The organism is Leptospira andrefontaineae (assembly GCF_004770105.1).
In the GTDB taxonomy this organism is placed as follows: domain Bacteria; phylum Spirochaetota; class Leptospiria; order Leptospirales; family Leptospiraceae; genus Leptospira_B; species Leptospira_B andrefontaineae.
Genome location: NZ_RQEY01000019.1, coordinates 373812 through 396599, shown reverse-complemented (window position 1 = coordinate 396599; position 22788 = coordinate 373812). Strand labels below are relative to the sequence as shown.

At 39.5% G+C, this 22788-nt stretch carries 19 protein-coding genes and 1 pseudogene; 13 read left to right on the top strand and 7 right to left on the bottom strand.

Going from position 1 to position 22788, the window contains the following annotated elements; genetic code table 11:
• Positions 1–2 precede the first annotated feature (2 nt).
• A complete protein-coding gene (trmB, locus tag EHO65_RS15880; protein WP_135775536.1) occupies positions 3–656 on the bottom strand; it encodes a tRNA (guanine(46)-N(7))-methyltransferase TrmB in 654 nt (217 codons plus the stop codon).
• Positions 657–705: 49 nt separating this feature from the next.
• Between trmB and EHO65_RS15875 the strand changes: the two genes are divergently transcribed.
• The 3 genes from EHO65_RS15875 (at position 706) to EHO65_RS15865 (ending at position 2949) form a co-directional block, all read left to right on the top strand.
• A complete protein-coding gene (locus EHO65_RS15875; protein ID WP_135775535.1) occupies positions 706–1644 on the top strand; it encodes an MBL fold metallo-hydrolase in 939 nt (312 codons plus the stop codon).
• A gap of 184 nt (positions 1645–1828) precedes the next feature.
• The gene (locus EHO65_RS15870) at positions 1829–2167 is read left to right on the top strand and encodes a PilZ domain-containing protein (protein ID WP_425269354.1); all 339 of its coding nucleotides are present in this window, start codon (positions 1829–1831) and stop codon (positions 2165–2167) included.
• A 77-nt stretch (positions 2168–2244) separates the two neighbouring features.
• On the top strand, positions 2245–2949 hold the full coding sequence (locus EHO65_RS15865; protein ID WP_135775533.1) for a hypothetical protein: 705 nt from the start codon (positions 2245–2247) through the stop codon (positions 2947–2949).
• 2 nt (positions 2950–2951) lie between these two features.
• Here the strand turns inward: EHO65_RS15865 and yihA are convergent, their stop codons facing one another.
• The 3 genes and pseudogenes from yihA to EHO65_RS15845 all read right to left on the bottom strand — a co-directional run bounded on the left by yihA (position 2952) and on the right by EHO65_RS15845 (position 6825).
• Positions 2952–3626: a ribosome biogenesis GTP-binding protein YihA/YsxC gene (gene yihA, locus EHO65_RS15860; protein WP_135775532.1), complete on the bottom strand. Its 675-nt coding sequence runs from the start codon at positions 3624–3626 to the stop codon at positions 2952–2954.
• A 15-nt stretch (positions 3627–3641) separates the two neighbouring features.
• Positions 3642–4894: pseudogene (gene tilS / locus EHO65_RS20135) on the bottom strand (tRNA lysidine(34) synthetase TilS).
• Positions 4895–4896: 2 nt separating this feature from the next.
• On the bottom strand, positions 4897–6825 hold the full coding sequence (locus EHO65_RS15845; protein WP_135775530.1) for a GAF domain-containing SpoIIE family protein phosphatase: 1929 nt from the start codon (positions 6823–6825) through the stop codon (positions 4897–4899).
• A 342-nt stretch (positions 6826–7167) separates the two neighbouring features.
• On the opposite strand from EHO65_RS15845, the gene EHO65_RS15840 reads away from it, so the two are divergent.
• On the top strand, positions 7168–9213 hold the full coding sequence (locus EHO65_RS15840) for a sigma-54-dependent Fis family transcriptional regulator (protein ID WP_135775529.1): 2046 nt from the start codon (positions 7168–7170) through the stop codon (positions 9211–9213).
• Here EHO65_RS15840 and EHO65_RS15835 read toward each other — a convergent pair.
• Both EHO65_RS15835 and EHO65_RS15830 read right to left on the bottom strand, forming a co-directional pair.
• On the bottom strand, positions 9210–9608 hold the full coding sequence (locus EHO65_RS15835) for an SET domain-containing protein (RefSeq protein ID WP_135775528.1): 399 nt from the start codon (positions 9606–9608) through the stop codon (positions 9210–9212). The genes EHO65_RS15840 and EHO65_RS15835 overlap by 4 nt on opposite strands.
• A 4-nt stretch (positions 9609–9612) precedes the next feature.
• The gene (locus EHO65_RS15830; protein WP_135775527.1) at positions 9613–11490 is read right to left on the bottom strand and encodes an ABC transporter ATP-binding protein; all 1878 of its coding nucleotides are present in this window, start codon (positions 11488–11490) and stop codon (positions 9613–9615) included.
• 266 nt (positions 11491–11756) lie between these two features.
• On the opposite strand from EHO65_RS15830, the gene EHO65_RS15825 reads away from it, so the two are divergent.
• From EHO65_RS15825 to EHO65_RS15800, 6 genes are all read left to right on the top strand, one after another.
• Entirely contained in the window at positions 11757–12368 is a 612-nt protein-coding gene (locus EHO65_RS15825) for an ACT domain-containing protein (protein ID WP_135775526.1), read from the top strand.
• Positions 12369–12491: 123 nt separating this feature from the next.
• Positions 12492–13985, top strand: coding sequence for an HD-GYP domain-containing protein (locus tag EHO65_RS15820; protein ID WP_135775525.1), 1494 nt, complete (start codon positions 12492–12494; stop codon positions 13983–13985).
• Positions 13986–14129: 144 nt separating this feature from the next.
• The gene (locus EHO65_RS15815) at positions 14130–15617 is read left to right on the top strand and encodes an HD-GYP domain-containing protein (RefSeq protein ID WP_135775524.1); all 1488 of its coding nucleotides are present in this window, start codon (positions 14130–14132) and stop codon (positions 15615–15617) included.
• Between the two features lie 72 nt (positions 15618–15689).
• On the top strand, positions 15690–16835 hold the full coding sequence (gene aroC, locus EHO65_RS15810) for a chorismate synthase (RefSeq protein ID WP_135775523.1): 1146 nt from the start codon (positions 15690–15692) through the stop codon (positions 16833–16835).
• A gap of 144 nt (positions 16836–16979) precedes the next feature.
• Positions 16980–18434 (top strand): NADH-quinone oxidoreductase subunit G, encoded by a 1455-nt coding sequence (locus EHO65_RS15805; RefSeq protein WP_135775522.1) that lies wholly within the window; start codon positions 16980–16982, stop codon positions 18432–18434.
• A complete protein-coding gene (locus tag EHO65_RS15800; RefSeq protein WP_100722294.1) occupies positions 18421–18948 on the top strand; it encodes a NuoI/complex I 23 kDa subunit family protein in 528 nt (175 codons plus the stop codon). Before EHO65_RS15805 ends, EHO65_RS15800 begins: the two co-directional genes overlap by 14 nt.
• 104 nt (positions 18949–19052) lie before the next feature.
• On the opposite strand, the gene EHO65_RS15795 is transcribed toward EHO65_RS15800, so the two are convergent.
• Positions 19053–19349, bottom strand: coding sequence for a DUF433 domain-containing protein (locus tag EHO65_RS15795; RefSeq protein ID WP_135775521.1), 297 nt, complete (start codon positions 19347–19349; stop codon positions 19053–19055).
• 351 nt (positions 19350–19700) lie between these two features.
• Between EHO65_RS15795 and EHO65_RS15790 the strand changes: the two genes are divergently transcribed.
• The 3 genes from EHO65_RS15790 to EHO65_RS15780 all read left to right on the top strand — a co-directional run bounded on the left by EHO65_RS15790 (position 19701) and on the right by EHO65_RS15780 (position 22788).
• On the top strand, positions 19701–20102 hold the full coding sequence (locus tag EHO65_RS15790) for a hypothetical protein (RefSeq protein WP_135775520.1): 402 nt from the start codon (positions 19701–19703) through the stop codon (positions 20100–20102).
• 209 nt (positions 20103–20311) lie between these two features.
• Positions 20312–22114, top strand: coding sequence for an RICIN domain-containing protein (locus EHO65_RS15785; RefSeq protein WP_244243551.1), 1803 nt, complete (start codon positions 20312–20314; stop codon positions 22112–22114).
• A gap of 143 nt (positions 22115–22257) precedes the next feature.
• Positions 22258–22788 (top strand): RNA polymerase sigma factor, encoded by a 531-nt coding sequence (locus EHO65_RS15780; protein ID WP_135775519.1) that lies wholly within the window; start codon positions 22258–22260, stop codon positions 22786–22788.

Here is a 22788-nt window from a genome sequence, read left to right as displayed (position 1 = left end):
AATTAGTTAGGGACTTTGATCCGATCCAAATAATAGATACGGGAGCCAGCCTCCCGTTTTTCCTGCTCAAAATGGGAGATTGGGAAGTTTAATCTTTGCAGAGAAAACTCTGATTGAACAGGCTTATACCTAAGATCATCTCTAAAAAGACGAATTCCTTTGCGAGCATAGGGGCCGTAGTCAGTCGCAAAATGGAATATTCCGCCGTTCTTCAAAAGAATATGGATCGTATTTAAGAATCTAGGATTTAAAGTTCTATGCTTATGATGTCTGCGCTTAGGCCAAGGATCCGGAAAATTCAAAAGTATCTCGTCGAAGATACCTTCTTCGAAAATTTCTTCTAAAAACCAGTTAAAATTCACTGAAAGAAGTTTAACGTTCTTGATATCTTGTTCTTTTAGATCACGGATTGTTTTGCGTAAACGGTCCGCCTTTTTCTCCATGAGAATAAAACCGGTGTTTGGATTATCTCTAGCTAAGGATACAGCTACTTCTCCCCAACCTGAGCCGAGCTCTAGATAATATGTCCCGAATTCTTCAGAAAACAAATCGTTTTTTTTTAATTTACTTCCGGAGTTTATTTTTAAGAAATAATCAGAGGTAAAGGGAATTCGAGTAGCGATCTTCCATTGTTTTTCACGAAAATTCGATGTCATCGCCGAATGCCTGCAAATACCAAATCTCTTAGTTGTCTAATTTAATACAGTGAAAATAAAATTATACGGAGTAAGAGGATCACTTCCTACTCCGCTTTCCGGTTCAGAATATAGAGAAAAATTAGAAAGGATCCTAGAGTCTGCTCATAGGGAATTCAAAGAGAAGAACGGTACTTTTTCCGTTCCTGCTTTTTTACAATCTTTAAGCCCGGAACTGTTACACCCTGTGGGAGGAAACACCACTTGTGTATATGTTGAATCTGCAAAAGGTCAAAAATTAATTATAGATTGTGGTTCCGGAATGAGAGAACTGGGCAATGATCTTTTAAAAGAAGGTATAGCTCAAGGTGGCACTATCAAAATTTTAGTGACACATACTCATTGGGATCATATACAAGGTTGGCCTTTTTTTAAACCTGGATATATTCCAAGCGTTCAAATAGATTTCTATTCTACCATCTCCAATCTAAAAGAAAGATTCGATCGCCAACAAAATCCTGAGAACTTTCCGATCACTTTGGATGAGATGATGTCCAAAAAAACATTCACTCTTCTTCAAAGACAACAAACGGTTCAGATCGGCGATTTTAAAGTAACACCTTTCCTCTTAAAACATCCAGGTAACTGTACAGGTTATCATATAGAAGAGAACGGTAAAAGTTTCCTATTCTGCACAGACGTAGAAGTAAGAGAAGAAGACCTTTCCGAATTCGATCAATTACGCGCTAAATTCGGAAGTCCTGACATGTTGATCATAGACGCTCAATACAGTTCCGAAGAAGCAGATCGTAAAATCGGTTGGGGTCATACGTCCGGTAGATTGGCCGTTCGTTGTGGAGAAGTTCTGGGTGTAAATAAACTGGTTCTAACTCATCATGAACCAGATCATCCGGATGAAGAAATCATACGAATGTTCAATCAAGAAAAACAATCTACAGCCTTGTCCGAGATTGTATTAGCTAGAGAAGCAGATATATTTCAGCTCTAGTCTTGTTTTGGAACTGGTTATAGATTAAGAATAGATCTAAACATCTATTATAGTACTAACTTTAATCTATCTTTTATATCAAAATTAATTTTCTTAAAAGAATCTTAACTTCCAAAGAAATCTTCTTTTAAATTATTTCTTAGTACTGTATCCTCTCCCGGCTATGCAAAGAACAGAGATCGGGGTGAATCCTTCTCAAAAGGTAATACCTGATTTGCCGGCGGATCAAAGATTTTATACAAGGTTCCGTAAAGACAGTCGGGTTAAACTTTTCGAGGGAGGAAATTGGAGCGAAGGTGTTTTGGTAGATATATCTATGATAGGAGCATCCATTCTTTCAAATGAGGATTGGATTCCTGGTAAAAAGATAACGATTATGTCACCAATGTTTACTTGTGAGATACCAGGAGAGGTTATTCGTAAAACGATTAGCGACATGGGGCAAAGATATGCGATAGTATTTCATGATCTTTGCGACTCAAGCATACTTGAGATACTTAATAAGATAGCTCATTGCAAATAACGTTTTTCTATTAAGTAAAGGGAATTTTTTTCCAAAGCTCTAAACTCAAGGCTTGCCAGGCCGACATTTATAATAGGATGAACCTGGGAGTTATACAATCTTCTTCCATGATGGAAAGACCGAAAGATACTTCGGTTAAATACATTGGCCATGGGCAACTGGAAAGTGCGCCTCAGGCTAGTTCTGTACTCCATGTTATTTCTCATGAGCTTGCACATGTTGCAGAGTTTCGCAACGAAGCAATTCGAGACAATGCTGAGCTTAGATCTATTGATGTATCTATTGAATACGAGCTTAGAGACGGTAAATTAGTAGCCGTTGCCGGAGAAACCAAAGCAACAACGGTTAAAAAGACCGAGGAAAAGAAATCCAATCTTTCACCTTTAAATGAAGAAGAAGGTAGGAATTTCAACAAACAGGTCGATTCTGCAAAGAAGAAAGAAGCGGCCACACATTCTGATCTTATCTCGGATAAAGAATGGGAACTTATGTCCGAACTACGCGATATCGATCTAGAATTGAACCGTTTGGATAAGAATCAGGTTTCTTCTCATGAAGATCCGGAAAGAAAATCGGAAGACGAAGCTCGTCGTCATATGGAACTCATTGAAAGAAAACGTAAGTTGGAAATGGCATTAAGCCAGGAAAAACTGAAAGCTCTTTTAGACGAGACCTTAAAAACAATCCAAGAACTAAATCAAAAACAGATCCAATTTGCAGGACAGGTATATTACGGAGATGCAATTAACTCCGCCGGTAACCTTTTAGAAACTCACGCTTAATTTCAACCTTGTTCGTTAGTCTCTTGAGGGATCGCGTCTTCTTCCATCGGAGGAATGATCAATGATTTCATCATATTCTCAATGATCTTTCTGAGTTCAGGTAGTCCTTTTCCGTACTTCGGAGAAACGAAAACGATTTCTAACATAGGATATAATCCCTGAATATTTTTCATTTTCTTTCTAAGTTTGGAAAGTTCAGACTGATTGAGTTTATCTACTTTAGTACGGATTAAAACAGGTTTAGTTCCCTTTTCGAAACAGGTACCGATCAATTCTAATTCTTCGTCAGGTAATTCTCTTTGTGCATCTGATAATAAGAATAAACATTTTAGATCTTTAGCCGAGTTCAGATAATTCATCAAAAGGTCCATCATCTGCTCATGGTCTTTATGAGAATTTGCAGAATAACCGAAACCAGGAGTATCTACTAAGAATAAAGATTTTGAAACTAAGAAGAAGTTAAGAAGTTTAGTTTTACCTGGAGTTGCGGAAACTTTTGCTAAGGACTTTCTTTCTACAATTGCGTTTAATAATCTGGACTTTCCGGAGTTGGAACGACCTGCGAATGCAATATGTGGGATACCTTTGGAAGGAACTTTAGAAGCGTCTGCATAAGAAGACAGAAATCTAACTTCTCTAAAGAATGGGTCCGGCTTTAATTCTTGGAGTTCTTCCATAAACCTCTGGACTCTCTAATCTTGAAGGAAATCATCCGATCGAATATCATCCAAACGGGTATCCCACATACGAAGACAAACCAATACAGTTTTCCCTTCCCGTTTTAGAATGGGTAGCATTTTTCTGACCGGAACCGGAATCTCTTTCTCTCTAAGGATTTCGGAAACGTCTCGATGGATTCCTCCAAGCAGGATTTTTTCTCCTTCTCCGTCGTTAGACGGCTCGCAATTTTTCGGTATCTTTTTTGTCTTACCGTTCCACTTCAAAAAGAAAGAGTCAGAGTTATAACTGAACGGTTTCAAATAAGAAGCAGTTTTGGGTAAGATGTACAAATCTGACGAAACACTTTTCCAAAACCAAACTTCTTTGTTTTCGAGAGAGAAAGAAACTTTTCTGTCCAGATTATGAAGAAGATCCGTAAGGAATTGAGAATTCAAGGGATGAAGGCCTAAACTTTTCAAATGTAAGTCCAGAACTTGTTTACAGATCGATGCCGGCTCTTCTTCCAAAATTTGTCTGGATACTGTTCTAATCTCATCTTCATTTACTTTGCGGCTTGTTATTCCGCGTCTAGGAATATCTGAATCATGAAAATTATGAAAAATTTTATCGGGATCGGCTCCTTCTTTTAAAAGTACAGGAAGAAGTTCGGATCGGATCCTATTCCTAAGATAACGCGAAGAATGATTGGATTCGTCTTCGAATACTGGCCAATCTGCTTTTGATAGTGCTATTTTACGATCTTCTTCTCCGAATAATATTAATGGTCTAAATCTATTATTCTCTAAAACTCCCAAAGTGCGTAGAGAATTCCAACCACCACCTCTGATGAGTTGTAGAAGTACTGTTTCTAAATAGTCTTCTACATGATGACCAGTTGCAATATAACCGCCTATCTTTTCAGAAATTTTTTCTAGATCTCTAAATCTAAGAACTCTTCCTGCTTCTTCTAAGCTTAGTTTGGTCTTAGTTGCAAACTTAGGAACGTTTTTTTTTTAAAAGTAGAATTGGGAGCTATTGAGTTGATATACTTTGAAATTTCGGATTCCTGATCTAGGTTATCACGAATGGAATGATCCAAATGATAGATCGTAGGAAAATGAGAGATTAAATTTTCATTATGAAGCCAAAGGTAGAATTGAAGGAGTAAAGAAGAATCTTTTCCGCCGGAGAAAGCGATCACTGCAGGTTTACTTTTCATGAAGTCTTGGTAGTTTTTTAAATTCGACCAAGCGGATTGAAAAATGGATTCTAAGGTTTCGTTCATTCTTATTTTAAGCGTTTTACGCCTATTAAAGTAATATCATCTGTCTGTTCCCTTTCCCCGGTAAAGTTTTTTATCTTTTTTAAAACAGTTTCTAAAAGAAGGGGAAGACTTTCCTTTCTGGCTTCAAAAACACATTTATGAAGTCTTTCCATTTCGAAAAAGTCTTCGGAAGGATCCATGGCTTCCCAAACTCCATCCGTAAACATCAGGAAAAAATCTCCTGGCTCTAAATTGAATTCCCCACTGTTCTCAAAATGATCTATGTCGGGATCTATTCCTAAAACTACTCCACCCGTTGGAATTTCCTCTAAACGATTTTCCTTTTTACGATAGACTAGGATATTTCCCTGGCCTCCGCCGCTGAATACGAAACGATTTTCGTTTCGATCCCAATGAATGATTGTCAAAGACATGAAACGAGGAGATACAATATCCTTAAAATAATTCTGATATAGATACGTGTTTACGGTTTGCAAAATCTCCCAAGGACTTGGATTTTTTCTTACCAAGGAATGGATCACTGTTCTAACAGTAGCCATTACAATTCCTGCCGGGACCCCTTTTCCGCTCACGTCTCCGATACAAACATAAGTTTCTTTGTTTGTTGGATGTGTTATAAAATCGTAATAGTCCCCACCAACTCCAACTGCAGGAACCATGATCCCTCCAAATTCGTAATTCGGATGATCGGGCATTTTTCTAGGAAGTAAGGATCTTTGTAAATCTCTTGCGATCTCTATTTCTTTATCTAATCTTTCTTTTTCAGCTCTCTGGTGGAATAAGTGAAAATTTTGTATGGAAATCCCAGCTTGGACTGCAAATGCATTTAATACATCAATTTCTTCAGGGCTCCAATGTAGTTCTTCTTCTTTGGCGAGAAGTATCCAAATCTCTGAATTATCGGAACGCAATACAGGTAAGATCGCTAAATGTTTTTTCTTCCCGTTACTCCCTAATGTTTTCCACTCTTTCAAATCGACGGAATCCATTAGGATGGCTGATTCTGTTAATTTTTTAAGTACGTTCCATTCTCCTTTTAATTGTACATTTAATTTGATTTCTGGTGCTCTTGGACTTCCTGTAAGTATATGTCCTTCTGTAGAGATAGTTTTTCCTGCCTCATCTATTTTTCTTTCTAACAAAACGAAAAGATTACTTTCTGAAAATTCGGTTAAAGAAAGAAGAATGACCCGAAAAATTTCGGTCCTATATTTAAATCCTAAACTACTTAGTTTTAAAGCAGCAGAGTGAAGATTTCTGAAATTTCTGGATTGGGTTTGAGATACTTCGAAAAGGATCCTATTTTTTAAAGTGGTTGCAAATTGACTTGCGATCAATTCCAGAAAATAACGATCCTTCTCCGCTTGGATCGGATCATCTTTTTCATAATCTACATTAATTAATCCTAATACTTCTTTTTTGAGATGGATTGGGACTGAAAGTTCTGATTCTACTTTATTTACACGACCATATTGTCTGATTTGTTTATGAGGTTGTTCATCAAACCTATAATAAACGGATTTGCAAGTTTCGATTGCTTGCCCTAAGGGGCCGTTCTGTTCTCCTTTTTTGATTTCCATCCTGAATGCTAATTTTTCTAAAGCAGGACCTTTTTTATTTTTGCAGGATTTTACTAGGATACGATCCAATCTTGGCTCATACACCATGACTGAGATCCCGGGAAGATTCAATTTTCTGAATGCTAGGTTAGTAAAATTTTGAAGAAGGTCGTCCAGATTCGGGCTAGTATTAAAAAGAGAAAGAAATTCTAATAAGATCTCGTTAGATAATGCATGGACTTCAGGAGGTTTGATCCTATTTCGTTTTCTTTTTTCTAAGATCCATTCTCTTCCACAGGTATTACAAAGAAATTTTCCGTCTTTGAGTTTCCCGTCCGGAAGATAAAACTCTCCGCAAAATACGCAGGACATCCGGAGAAAAATGGTAAAGAAAATGTTTATCAGAGGAAAGACGTTTTCATCTTATTTTAAATAAAATCATCAGATAACGAGAATTCGTTCTAAATTTCGAAGATTATTTTATTCTGAAATTTGAAAGTATATCGATCATTCGTAATATTATGTCATCTGAAATCGTGAGTATAAATCTATTTTGATACAAATTCTGCATTCTTTCCTGGAAAGAAAGCGAGGTGCTTGGATTTTAAGTTTTTTTCCTTGACCGCAAAATCATCAATCAGCACCTTTTTTAAGCAGATGTCCGGTTACATAAAACCCAGCCCTCTCCGCCACATACAAGAAGTGGCAACCGCAATGAATTCGACTTTAGATCCAGATCGCCTTCTGGATCTGATTTTGGAGAGATGTATCCAAATTTGTGAGGTTGGTTCCGGTTCCCTCATGCTTATTAGCAGAGCAGACGAGGTCTTGGACATCGTTACTTTCCGCGGGATGAACCCTTCGGTCCGAACTAAAGTGAAACTCCGAGTAGGAGAAGGTATCACTGGTATCGTTGCGGCTTCCGGTGAAGGGATGATCGTTAATGATGTTACCCAAAACCCTCATTACATTTCCATTAAGGATGATATCCTTTCCGAGCTTGCCGTTCCAATGATTGTGGAAGACGAGGTTATCGGTGTTATCTCCCTCGACTCTAGCAGAAAGCAGGCCTTTAGCGAAGAACATTTGGAACTCGTTTCCACTCTGGCCAATATGGCGGCTCAGATCTTCAAGAACCTCCAGACTTTCAGACAATTGGAGCAGAAGAATAAGATCCAACAAGTACTCATAGATATTTCTAGAACTGTAACTTCTACATTAGTTCTTCAGGAAATTTTCGACGATGTGATGGATCGATTGGATAAATCTCTTAACTTGGAAAGAGGTTCCATCGTTCTATTCGATTCAGAGAAGAATATACTGAAACTCAGCGCTGCGTCAGGACTCACTGCAGAGGAAATGGAAAAAGGAGTCTACCTTCCCGGAGAAGGTGTTACCGGAAAAGTTTATGAATCCGGAGAAGCTGTCATCGTAGAATCAATCGTTAGCGATGAAAATTTCCTAAATAGATTAGGAAACGCCAGCCATTTTAAGAACAATCCTGAGAACGTTAGCTTCCTTGCGGCACCTATTAAGTCGGACACGGATGTATTAGGCGTAGTCAGCGTATTCTTCGTTCATAAAAAATACGTGGATCTAAAAACGTATTTGGACTTCCTTCAGGTAGTCGCCTCAGTAATTTACCAAGCGATCCGTATCCAAAAACTGATCGATGAAGAAAAACGAGAGATCTCTAGAGAGAACATTCTATTAAAACGAGAACTTAAGAATAAGTATAAGTTCGGTTCTTTAATCGGAAAGTCCAAGTCCATGGAAAAACTTTTCGAGATGATCCAACTTGTCTCAGATTCTCGTGCATCCGTATTGATCACTGGAGAATCCGGAACCGGAAAAGAGATGATTGCCTCAGCAATCCATTATAACTCTTCCAGAGGTGATAAACCTTTTATCAAGATCAATTGTGCCGCGATTCCTGAAAATCTTTTAGAGTCTGAATTATTCGGTCATAAAAAAGGATCGTTCACCGGTGCAGTTGCGGATAAAAAAGGAAAGTTTGAGATGGCCGATACCGGAACCATCTTCTTGGATGAGATCGGAGAAATGGATCTCAATCTTCAATCTAAACTTTTGAGAGTTCTTCAAGAAAAAGAAATAGAAGCGGTAGGTTCTGTTAAACCTAAGAAGATCGACGTAAGGATCATAGCTGCGACTAACGCGGATCTGGAAGATCTGATCTCCCAAAAACTATTCCGAGCTGACTTATACTATCGCTTGAACGTGGTCAATATGTTGACCCCGCCTCTTCGCGAAAGACCTGAAGATATCCCTCTTCTGATCAATCACTTCATTACTAAATACACTTCTGAGAATGTTAAGAAGATCAAAGGTATTACTAGAGAGGCTCATAAACTTCTAATGAGTTATAGCTGGCCTGGTAACGTTCGTGAATTAGAGAACGTAATTGAAAGAGCAGTAGTACTTTCTCAATTAGAAATGTTGGATATACAGGACTTCTCCGAGATTAGCGGACGTATTCTTTACGGAGACGAGGGAGAAGAAGTAGAAGTTGGTGTAGATCCGGATGCCACTTCCGAAGTAGCAAGTTCCAAGTTCTCTCCAGCTCATTTAGATGCGCTAGATGGAAGAGCTATGGAAGTTGTAGTGGGAGAAGTCGAGGCAAGACTGATCAAGTATGCAATGAAAAAATTTAAATATACCAAGACCAGAGTTGCTAAGTTCTTAGGCATCAACAGAAACACCCTGGATAAGAAGATCAAAGATCTTAAGATAGATTATTAAGAGGGAAGTTTATCTTTCCAGTTCTGATCGAATTGTTTATAGTTGCAGGTTAATTCTTCATCCTTTAGGATCTTGCGGACGGCTCTGTCCCTTCCTAAAGGATTACTTTCTCCCTGGACCCCACTTTTATCTTCCAAAGTGTTTGATTGATCGCTATGGTTCATGAAACGGGAATTATCCACGCAAAAGTACCATTGCCCTTCGAACAAATAAGAATATGTATAGATCAGATTTTGTAGTCTTTCCGGGAGAGCTTGGACTTCTTCTTCTGTTAGGGTCCAAACAGTTTTAGGATGGAACTCCCACACGAGTTCACCTTCTTCTATATCTCTACCTGCAAAAACTCCAAGGCCTCCGATAGGAGACTCGGAAACGTAAGTCGGTACTTTCAGCATATTCCTATAATCCGATTGCGGCCGCGGAAAGTGAATCATTTTCCGGAGAAGGATAAGGTTCCAGACTTCCATTTTTTAAGACCACTACTTGGTCGGCCGCGTGTAAACCTGTCAGTCTATGGGTCACAGAAACAATGGTTCTTCCTTCTCTTAATTTTTGCAGAGTTTTTAGGATCCTTGCTTCCGTAATTGGATCTAAGGCGGAAGTAGCCTCATCCAAGAGTAGAATTTGAGGATTACGCACTAGAGCTCTTGCAAGTGCGATCCTTTGTTTTTCTCCACCGGAAAGTTTAGATCCCTTGTCTCCTGCGATTGTTTCATATCCATCAGGAAGTGCGGAAATGAATTCGTGGATCTCTGCAAGTTTTGCGGCTTCAATCGCTTCTTCCGGAGTTGCGTCCGGGCGTCCCATACGAATATTTTCCAGAATGCTTGTATGGAATAAGAAAGTATCTTGGAATACGATTCCGATCATGGAATGAAGTGCATCCAAACGGATCTTCTCCATTGCGATCCCGTCTAAAGAAACCTTTCCTTGGTTCGGTTCCATCATTCCTAATATGAATTTCAGAATGGTACTTTTTCCGGAACCACTTTGTCCAAGGATAACAGTATAAGTTCCTTTTTTGATCTCTAGGTTTACGCCGCTAAGGTTCTTAGTTCTACCTTTATAACGGAAATGTAAATCTTCTAGTTTAATGGAATTTTGTAGTTCAGAAGGTGCAAATGGACGTTCTCCTCCTTCTGATTCGAAAGTAGGAGTTCTTAAAATCTCTAATATTCTCCTAGCCGAACCACTTGCTTGGTTCATAGTTGGAAAATACTGGGACACATAAAGCAGAGAATAAGATAAATTCAAGAATGGAGGAAGAAAAGCCGCTAACGCTCCAACACTCACCATTCCATGGAAAGCAAACCATGCGCCTGAAATTAAAAGTACTGCTTGTAAAAGTAAAATTCCACCGGAGGCAGAACGTTCCAGATATGAATTGGTCAGCCCTAGTCTTAAAGAAACATGAAATAGTTTTTCACAATTTCCTTTAAATTTATCCCAAAAAGCTCCATCCAGATCATAAACTCGGATCAGGTTTTGAGCGGAGATAGATTCTTCAACGGCGGTGAGGACCTTGGCTTCTTCTATCTTTCTTTCATAACTTGCTGCGGTAGATCTAGTAGAGAAGAATACAGGCCCTAAGAAAGTAATTGGCCAGATCAAAGTAGCAATGGCGCCTAATTTCCAATCTAGAGCAAATAATAAAGCGGTTCCAAAGATTGCTTCGAGTAATGGAGAAATTCCCCAAGGAATCAATGCAAGTACTGCGTTTTCTAGAGCAGACAGGTCGGTAGAAAATCTTGCGAGAATATCTCCCAATCGGGTATTTGCGTAGAAGTCCAGGTTCACTCTTTGTAAATGAATGAATAACTCTTCTCTCATGTCTCTTATGGCACGAGCGGAGACCCAATTGTATAAATAATCGCGGACAGTTCCTGCAGCGGTGATTAAGATCGTGCCTCCGATCAGCAGGGCACCTGTGATATATAGAACTTTTTCATTTTTCCCAATCAAAGCTTCATCAATCAAAAACTTAAAAGAGAAAGGAATCGCAGAATAAACGATGATTTCGGTAAAAAGAAGGCCTAAAACGATCCCCAATCGTACTTTATAATTCTTAAAATATCTGCCTAGTCCGAGAAGTACTAGAAAAGGAGATTCGGAAGAAGGTTCGGTTCCTCCAAAACTTGGCCCTAAAGAAGAAGAATAAGAGCCTCTTGCAGCCTGGCTTCCTTGTGGAACCTTAGGTCCGGCCACAGTTGAGTTAGAATACGTCGCTTGTGTTTTTCCGAATTTGAATCCTTCGGTAAATTTCTGTTTATTTGTCATATATGTATCCCCAGCGGGAAGAAGGGCGTATCGGTTAGTAAAAAAATTTCTCCGATTTCCCCAGTATATTCGGGAGGGCTTTCCCCGTATATCCGGTAGCAGCGGATTTTCCTCGAACTTCTGTCTCATTGATGAAAAATTTTAGGAGACAGAATATTGAAAAAGGAGCTACTACTCATTTAGACTTTGAAAACATTCCTCGAAAACTCGGGTTTTTGAGTGTTATTTTTCAAGGATTATGCAGGCTTTGTAGGAAAGCGGAAACTATGATAGAATTTAACTACAAAGAAGAATACGGGGTCTATAGAGTTACTCTCAAGACTTCTGAAACTGCCCCAGGAACACTTCACAAGATGGTGAAGGCAATGTTCTTTATGGGATTCGAGATCCTTTCCGGAGACATTCGCACGATTAAAGACGGCGACTCCATGATCAGTTACGATGAATTTCTTCTTAGATCTCCTGAAACAGATTCTAAAATCAAGGCATCCAAACTAGGCATTTTAATGTCTTCTGTCTTTTCCGATGATAATGCGTTGGAAGAGATGATCCAAACCTCAAGTGAAATAGATATTCGAAATACATTTTATTTAGGACAAGATTCTCAATTGGAGTTTGAAGACGTACCTGGTAATTCCGCTACAAAGTTTTACTTAGAAGCTCCGGATAGAAAAGGTTTATTATACTTTGTGACCGGAGTTCTTAAGGATCTGGGGATAAATATTCTCTCCGGCGAAGTTAGAACAGACGGTAAGTCCTTAAAAGCCCAGGACACATTCATACTAACCGACTCGCGTACAGGACTCGGGTTCGCAGGAAGCTCCACAGAAGAACGGATCCGCAGATATATTTTGCAAAGCAGCCTAAATCAAGTTTGATCGGGCATATTTGAAACGTCCAAATTACTAAACCCATAAAGAGACGTATTATAGTATTGGAATGATTCGATTCATCGGATCAATTTGCCGATATTATATTGTAGGAGTTCCTTCCACCTAACGATGGACGCAGCCAGAGATTTACAAAAATTCGATTTTACGGAAGAAGTGATCCAACACTTTCGAGAAAATAGAATTATACCTGTCGATTTTTATAATAAACACGGACAGATCCTAATTCATAAAAAGGATATGGCCACTGGAGACGATATCAGTCGCCTTCAAAAATTCGAAAAACAAGGGATCTATTTTTTAACTGCTGAGATTGCTAAGATCCATCCAGGCTCGAGTAAAAAAGGTTCCTTAGATCCTTCTTTCGATAAACTTATTAATCCAACACTCACTTTGGATATGTCCAAAGGAGCAACCGATCTATTATCCGATATCAAAAAGTTCCCTTTAAATGGAGATCATGTTAAAGAGATCAATAAATCCATTAACGCAGTCTTAGATGATTTTAAATCTTCTCCGAATATGGAGACCGGACTAGTCAATATTATAGAAGTAATGAAGAATGCCGGAATGCCTGTGGACTCAGAAGTTCTCACTAAAAGAACTGTGATCGCAATGGCATTGAAGGTAAGGGCCGCAAAGGTTTTTACCAAAGTAGATATGGATCAGAAGAAGACGGAACAGATGAATCTGATGATGGCTTCTTATCTCGCGGATATCGGCTATACTCAAATGAAGATCCCGACTCACGCAAATCTAAAACCGGAAGAGTTGGAATACATTAAAAACCATCCGATCATCAGCTACCTAATGATCGCTAATCTTCCCGAGATCGAGGATCCGGTCAAATCAGTAGTTTTGAATCACCATAGACCTCATCGCGGAGAGGGGATGAATAATAATTATCCCCAAACCAAACCATTAGTTCAAAAGCTCCAAGGTTACAGAGAAAAATACAAAGACGATTATCGCAAAAATCTTTTAGCTACTGATATCCAAAGACAGGTTAAGTCCATTCTCACTAACGCTATTTCTTACGAAGATATCGGAATTCTTTCCATCGCGGGTGAATTCGCTTCCCTAACTACTCCTCAGCCTTGGAGAGAACCGATGGACGGTCTCAAGGCGATGAAACTTATCCTGAATAATAGTTTCTTTGCTTATAACGAAAAAACTCTCAAAGATTTTTTCGATCATGTAGGCCTATCTTTATGTGATAACCAGCCATTCGTGAAAATCGGAGATTACGTTATTGTAGCTTCTCAGGATTCAAATCGTAAGGTATTCTTCGAGATCTGTATTATCAAAGATTCTCATAAAAATTCGATCCGACCTATGTTAGAAAGGATTGGAACCATCCGACCGAAGTTTGCAAATAATGGAAAGGTAAGGATTTCCGGCTTCGAAATGGGCAGCTTGACCGTGGATAGAAGAAGAGCGATATTCAACTTGGAACGTAATGCTGACCCTAGAAGGATCATCTATCTAGTAGATCCGGAAATCGATCCTGAGTTTTTTGACTCATTGGATCGTAAAGTTAGGGAAACATATCCCTCTAGGACTTCTTCCGATTCGGATTCTGCCTCTAAAGCGCCCGTTTCTTGATCGATTGACACAATTTCGGAAATTTATTCTTGCCTACTTGCGAGGCTGAATCATTTCTTTGTTACTAAACAAATATCTTACTTAAACGTTATATACTTTGGGCTTATTTATTTGGCCCTCTGGTAATGCGTATGGATTTTTACTATGACTCAATTTCAAAGTGGTCCAATCGATCCTCTCAGACTTGAAAGATTTGAGTTCAATGCGGAAGTAATTAGACAGTTTAAGGAAAGTCAATCTATCCCGGTTGACTTTTACAATAAGAACGGACAGATCTTAATCCATCGCAAAGACAGCGCAACCGAAGCGGATATTAATAAACTACAAAAGTTCGAACTACAAGGTATTTATTACCTACTATCCGAAAGACATAAAGTAGGGATACAAGTAGACCAGCCTGACTCAGTAAACGGCAAAAAAGTTTCTTATATAAAATTAGTGAATCCTGATCTTACCTTGCAGATGGCAAGGCAGGCTTCCGATCTTCTCAAGGATTTGAGAGATTATCCTTTAAACGGAAATCATGTGAAGAATGTTGCGAAGGCGATTGATGTAATCCTAGATGACTTCGCGAATAGCCAAGATGTTGAATTAGGTTTAGTCAACGTAATCGAAGTTATGAAATCCGCTGGAGTTGAAACTGACTCGGAAGTTCTGACTAAAAGAACTGTTATCTCTATGGCAATGAAGCTTCGTAGCTTGAAGGCTATTTCCATTAAGGATAGCGAGAATTCTAAAGCTCAACAATTGAATCTGATGATGGCTGCTTATATGGTAGATATAGGCAAGGTCAGAATGAAATTTCCTGAGCATGGAAATCTAAGCACTGAAGAATTCGAATATGTAAAAAACCATCCTATCATTAGCTACTTGATGATCGGAAACATGGCTTCTATCCAAAGCCCTGTAAAAACCGCAGTATTAAACAGTCATAGACCATATAGAGGAGAAGGATTAAATAATAATTATCCTTCTACAACTTTCCTACAGAAACGACTAGGAGAATATTACGAAAAATATAAGAACGATCCTTCTAGAAGTGTACTTGTAGAAGATATGCAGAAACAATTGTATATTCTGCAAAACAATTCTTATAGTGAAGATGATCCCGCTATTATTTCGATCGCGGGAGAATTCGCATCTCTTAGTAGCGAGCAACGTTGGAGATCTGCATATTCCCCTATTACTGCTATGAAGTTGATCTTGAATAACAGCTTTTTCTCATATAATGAAAGAGTAGTTAAGGAATTTTTCGATTTTATGGCCCTGAGTTTATGTGAGAACAAAAGTGTTCTGAATGTGGGAGATTATGTCATCGTAGTTTCTACGGATTCTCAGCATAAAATCCATTTTGAGACATGCGTGATCCGAGAAATTAACAAAAATCAAACTCGCCCTCTTCTAGAAAGAGTTGGAACGATCAGGCCTGTTTTTTCGAATAAGGGAAAACTAAAGATCGTAGGTTACGATCGTAAAACTTTCCGTCCTGATATTAGAAAGGCGGTCTTCAATCTAGCGAATGCCGTGGACCCAAGACGGGTGATCTATTCAATCGATCCTGAATTGGATCCGCCTTTATTCGATCTCATCGATAGAAGTTACCGTAAAACAGCTCCGAAATCTGTCGCGTAAACAGTTCTCTTTTCCTTATCGCTTCGGAATCCTACTTTCTTCCGTTGGTGGTCTCCTGTTTTCTGGTACTGTATGCCTTCCAGCTGGGGTAAAATATTCAAAGTTAGTACGTTCGGAGAATCTCATGGCGAAGCCGTGGGAGTTGTTGTTGAAGGAGTTCCTGCGGGGATTCCGATCCGATTGGATGAGATCCAAAAGGATTTAAACAGAAGAAGACCCGGACAAAGTAAACTCACCACTCCTAGGGACGAATCGGATACTGTTCGAGTTCTCTCCGGGGTTTTTGAAGGAAAAACGATCGGGAGTCCGATCGCATTGATCGTAAACAATCAGAACACGATCTCCAAAGATTATGAAAATCTAAGGGAAACTTTTCGTCCTTCTCATGCAGATTATACTTACCAAACCAAATACGGTTTCCGCGCACACGTAGGAGGAGGAAGATCCTCTGTCCGTGAAACAATCGCAAGAGTGGCTGCAGGTGCAATTGCCAGAATGATCTTAGAGGATGATCTGGGCATTAAAACAGTGGCTTGGGTGGACACAATCGGAACCATCTCTTCTGAAATTGCAGAAAACAAATATCCGCAAACAAGGGAAGAAGTAGATGTAAATGAGGTCCGTTGTCCTGATACCCAGGCAGCAGATAAAATGCGTTCTCTCATTTTAGAAATGAAAGAAGCGGGAGACAGTGTAGGCGGAATTATACGCTCTGCTTCCTATAATCTTCCTCCAGGTCTTGGAGATCCTGTTTACGATAAATTAGATGGCGACATAGCTAAAGCAATTCTCTCTATTCCCGCCTGTAAAGGTTTTGAAGTAGGTTCCGGATTTTCTGGAACTCTTCTGACCGGAAGCACTCATAACGACGAGTTCTATGTAGAAGAAGAAACCGGAAGAGTTCGTACTCGTACAAATAATTCCGGAGGACTCCAAGGTGGGATCTCCAACGGAGAAACTTTGGTGGTTCGAGCTGCGTTTAAGCCCACTTCTACTATTTTCAAAAAACAAAATACTGTAAATATCGACGGAAAAGAAACTACACTGGAAGCGAAAGGCAGGCATGATCCATGCGTTCTACCAAGAGCGGTTCCGATTGTGGAAGCAGCGATAAACCTGGTTCTAGTAGATGCGTATCTCTACCAAAGGGCGATGAATCCTCAGTGGTTCCAAAAATGGGCCAAAGTTCCAGATTATTACAAAGATCTAAAACTCTGAATTTGTCTCTCAGTCCGCTAATCGACTTTAAGAATCTGAGACAGGCTCTCAGATCTTTGCATCTAGAAACGGGTTGCCAACTTAGAATAGTACGTTTCAAATGAAATTTGGCGCCCTGGTTTGTTTAGAAAAACGGAGGTTCGAGTGGTCAAGATAAAGATAGACGGGATCGAATACGAGGTCGACGAGAAAAAAAATCTGATATCCGCAGCCAAAGATGCCGGAGTGGATATTCCGTTTTTCTGTTATCATCCTAAATTGTCTGTAGTGGGCATGTGCCGCATGTGCCTCATTGAGATAGAAGGGATTCCCCGTTTACAAGTCGCCTGCAATACTAAAGTCACTGAAGGACTTTCTATCATTACAAAGAGTGATAGAGTCATAGAAGCGAGAGAAGGAACGATGGAATTCCTACTTGCGAACCACCCATTAGATTGTCCTGTCTGTGATAAAGCCGGAGAATGCCAACTCCAAGACAATTCCTTTAAAGAAGGAAAAGGGAATTCCAGATTCACATTAGAAAAAAGGAATATTCCTCAGGAAGAGATCGGTTCCAACCTGATCATCAATCATAATCGTTGTATCGTATGTTATCGTTGTGTTCGTTTCGAAGAAGAAATGGTCGGAGAATCCAACTTAGGACTCTTCGAAAGAGGATATCATTCCATTATAGGTCTCGCAAAAGAAGAACCGATCAATCATAATTACCAGGGTGCGCTTGCAGATATCTGCCCAGTTGGTGCATTATTAAATCATAAAACATTATTCAAGTCCAGGGTTTGGTGGTATAAATCCGAAGAATCAGTGTGTCCTGGATGTAGTACAGGTTGTAAAACTTACACAAACGTAAGAGACAACAAAATGTTCCGCTATATGCCTCGTGTAGACGAGGAGAAAGACCAGTATTTCCTTTGTGATAAAGGAAGATTCAATGTGGATTGGCTAAATACAAACAGACTTTTCTCCTTCTATAAAAATGGAGAAGCAAGTGTGAGTATCACTGTTCTGGATGAAATTTCCGAAAAAATTTCTAAATCCAAAAAGATCGCTGTTATAGGCGGGGCTCACGAGTCAGATCAAAACTTAAAATCTATCAAAGAATCTTTATCCAAGCTTGGAGTTACATTTGTAACTGAAGCAAGAGTAAGTTCGGAACAATACAAAGAGCCTGAACAAGTGGATTTCCTATACACCACCGACAAAAGACCGAATACTAAAGGTGCATTAGATGCAGGTTTTGTTTCCGCAGAAGGAATAGACTCTATTCGTTCTGCAGCCGCAAAAGGTGAATTTGATCTGATCTTTGTAATTAAAGAAAAGGTTTCCGAAATCTTGGCTGGTGTTCCTTCCGAATCTATAGTAATCTTAGAAACGAATCTTACGGAAGATACGACTAAAGCTAAGTATTCCGTACCGATCAAAGCTTATTCAGAACAAAGTGGAAGTTTCACGAATAAGAAGGGATGGATCCAGAACTTCAGTAAATCTATGGAAGCACCAAAAGGTTTATCAAGCTCTGCGGAAATTTTCTCCTTATTAGAAAAGAAAACCTTAGAATTACGTTCTAACCCTAGAGAGGCAGCCGTTGGGAACCGTTAATGTAATTAATGTAGCGGCAAAACATAAGCCCGCTTGGTATCAAAGACTTTATTCTTATTCAATTGCAAATGGTCTTTGGATCACTCTTAAACATTTTATCAAAGCCGCTTTTCTAAAAGGTGCAGTCACATTAGAATTTCCTGAGAAGAAGAGAAAGTTCTCACCTCGTTTCCGCGGAATGCATACGATGAAACGGGATGAGATCGGCAGAGAGAGATGTACTAGCTGTTTCTGTTGTATGTGGATCTGTCCTGCGGACGCAATTAAGATAGAAGCAGGACATGTAACTCCTGAAATTCAACATCTTCATCCAGAAGATAAATTCGCTAAGAAGTTCGAGATAGATCTATTACGTTGTATATTCTGCGGAATGTGCGAAGAGGCATGTCCTAAAGGTGCAATCTATTTGGATGGTCCTGCAGAGATGGCTGCGGACAATAGAGAGGATCTTATCTTAACTAAAGAGAGAATGATGCAAAAAGTCGGAGGACCGATCTTAGGAGAAAGGCTTTAATCCTCTGAGCTTTCTATTTTTTATAGTCCGCTATGCGGACTTGACTTCAGAACCGAAAGCGACTAAAGCCCGCCGCAACGCGGGCTTCAAAAATCTGAACTTACTTAAGAAACTCTCCGGTCAGCGTCTCTTAATTCGGAAGCGAATTCTCGTGGAAGTTCTCGATTTGCTTTATCTAATATCGGAGAATGTAATCTTTTGGAAGCGTATTCCAAACATGCTTCGATATCCAAAACCTTAATATTTGGATATTCATTCAGGATTTCACGGTATCCGAATCCTAAAAAAATCATATCTAATATTTCTAAAACTCGGATTGAGGTTCCCCGAATTACTGGTTTACCTCCACAGATGGAAGGATGAGAGGTAATACGGTCTAGTTCTTTTGTATCTGTTTCCATTCTAATTATACAACAAAGCTCCAAACCAAATTTTGAATCTTTAATTCTGAAGTCTGAAATTTTTCCCGGGAAAGAAATAATCCCTAAGATTTAGGGAATAAGCAACATTGCGGAAAAGTAAGAAAGTAATATAGAGAATAAAAAATATATAAAAGTAATTAAAATACTCTTAGAATAGAAAATTCAGTATAAATCGAGCTAAGTCAATCCGGAGAAAAAGAATTCGATTCGAAGCTGAGCCCCTTCGCAGATCATATTCTATTCTTAACACTTTTTAGTGTTCAAAATATGGAAAACGGCTCCATCGAATCAATTTATGTTAAAATAGGCGACGTCTTCAGATATTGCCGGATGGAGAAAGGTCTCTCTTTAAAGGAGCTTGCTGATGCTCTTAAAAAAGAATACGGAGTTCCATTCAACCCTAACCTTTTAGGAAAAATTGAAAGGGGAGAATCCAGATTACTTACTCACGATTTTATCAATCTTTGTTTGTTCTTTCGTTTGGAGCTAAAAGCATTCTTAGATAAAGATAAGAAGAATGTTCATGAAACTGCTCTAGGCGATCTAACGGAAGATCCAGCAATTCGTAGGATCTTGATCTTCCTAAGTGAGAATAGAGGTTCTAAAGGATTTGTTACCTTCTTAGAAGAATTTCTAAAATTTATGGGACCACAATTGATCCGCATGAGCAAAGATACGGATCCAAAAAATCTAAAAGCTGCTTCTCCTAAAAAGAAGGGCCGCAAATCTTAATCATCCCTTTAGTATCAATATTTCTTCTTCTTTAAAAATTATAGAACAAACTTTACTCGTTAAAATCGAACGAGCTTTATAAATAAAAATTTTATTTATTTCAGAAATTATATTATCTCGTTTCGAAAATAAGTGAGAATTAAGACGCTTATATTACTCTGTCGTTTAAATACTTAAAACCTCCACATTAAAACTAAAGAGGGATCATAATGAAGAGAATCATCATCCGGGGTGTATATACTCTGGTAATCATAGGACTTCTCGGTGGGTCATTCGTGGCTTGCAGCGATAAGTCTTCGTCGAACGGAGCGGAAATAGGAGTGCTTTCTAGCCTTCTTCCTTCTAAAAGCGGAAATGGATCTAAGTTATTTAGCGCAGCCAGCACTTATTTTCATAACGAGATTTATCCTCCACATTGGTTGAATTGGACCACTGATGGTGCAAACCCAATTGAGACAGGACCTACTTTCTTAACTCGCGGTTTGAAATGTAGCGGACGTTATTGCGATGACGTAAATCTTCTCGCAAGTGAATCCGGATACACTCATACGAATAGCTGGTGGACAGATTGGTTTTCTGAAGAAGGAACCAACTATCGTGTTTGCGATAATAATGCATTCGTAACCGGTATTAAATGTTCCGGAAGTTATTGTGATAACGTTTCCTTGAAATGTTCTCAATTAAACAATAACGGTGTTAGAACAGGATGTTATTGGACCTCCGGCATTTCAGAAGAAGACGGTGGAAAATTCGTAGCTCCTGAATCTATGTATATCGCCGGTGCAAGCTGTAATGGTCGCTATTGCGATAGCATGAGCTTATATCTTTGCCAAGCTGATAACGGTGGACCAAACGTTGATCAGGATGCACTTGCGCAACAATTCGCACCTCGTTTGAGATTCGATCAAGAGACCACAACAGGTTCCGGAGATTCTGGAAAATGTTTTACTAGTGATCCTCAGACTTATTATACTCAAAGAGCTGCAGGAGTTTCTGCTCAAGATCTTTGTAATAAAGATTATTCCACAATTTCAAACAACCAGGTTCCTATTTTCTATGAGACTTCTCTAGTTGGAACGAATGCAGTTCTGATTAGATACTGGTTCTTCTACGCATGGCAAAGTACTTGTTTCCTAAGCTTTGGAAGCCACGCGGCTGACTGGGAAGGAATGAGCGTCCTGGTAGTAAACGGGCAAATGAAACGAGTTGCTTGGTCTCAACACTCTGGATGGTATTCTAAAGAAGCCGGTAACTTTGAAGTAGCAAACGGCACTCACCCAGTTGCATACGTTGGTAAAAACGCACATGGATCTTTCCATGATAGCGGTGGATCCGGCGGATGTTTATATTTCGAAGATTTCAGAAATCCAGGTGGCAATGATTATCACCAAGACACTTGGAACAACCTTGTTCGTTTGAGAAGAGGTGGAGATGCCCCAAGTTGGATGAATTGCCAAGGAGGCGGATGTTTCGACGGAATCGGTCACCCAATGGAAAGAGGAGACTGGCGTTCCTACGCAGGTTGTGGATCTGACGGTTGTGGAAGATCATCTGTAGGAGGAAGCAATTCTTTCGTGAACGATCCTACGGGTTTGGAGTATTCAGCGATTTCTGCAAAACATAGCGGTAAGGTATTAGATGTCTCCGGTGTTAGCACCAACGACAATGTTAATATTTGGCAATGGACGAATGTTGGCCAGGACAACCAAAAATGGGCGCTTGAGTCCACAGGTGATGGATACTTTAGATTTATCGCAAAACATAGCGGCAAATGTATGAATGTGAAGGGTGGGTCTACTGCGGCAGGAATGAATGTAATTCAATATTCTTGCGGTGGGGGAAACAACGAAAGATTCCAACTACTCTCTTACGGAGATGGTTTCTTCGCTCTTCAAGCAAAACATAGCAGCCAGTGTTTGGATATTGCAGGCGGTGCGACCGGAGACGGAGGTCTCTTGATCCAATGGCCTTGTGCTTGGACTGATAACGAAAAATTCCAGTTCTTGCGCTAAAATTACGTAGCGGGAAAACTGCTACTTTATCCAAAAAAGGTAGGGCTCTCGATTTTCGGGGGCCTTATTTTTTCTGCTTCCGCAGAATCGGAATATCCCAAAAATTAGCAGAAATCCTTTTTTTTGGCCCGATTAAACTAAAAATGCAAGGTCTTTCCCAACAGGAATTTATCACTCTATACGAGTCCTGCAAGAATACAGTGTATCATTTCCTGCTCAAACTTTCAGGAAATCCTGAAATTGCCGAAGATTTGACCCAAGAGACATTCTTAAAGGCCTTTGAGGTCATGGATCGCTTTGACCCAAATAGGGGAAGCTTCTCTTCCTGGTCTTGCACGATCGCTAAAAATCTTTATTTTAAACATTTCAATCGTACAAAGAAGGAGACGGGCAACGTCTCAATTAATGTAGAGAATTTTCCGGAACTCTCAGGGGGGAATCATGAAGACCCTCTGGAATTAGAGAAAAATTCTCTCAATTTAGCATTAAAAGATGGGGTTTCCCGTCTTCCTGAGCCTGAAAAGAGTATAATATTACTGAAGGAAATCCAAAAGAAAACTCTCAAAGAAACTGCGGATGCTCTCGGAATATCCGAGAGGACCGTTAGTCGTCGCTTGCTAAGTGCGTTTAGATTATTAAAAGCACATCTTGAAGCAGAAGGGATCGGACTATAA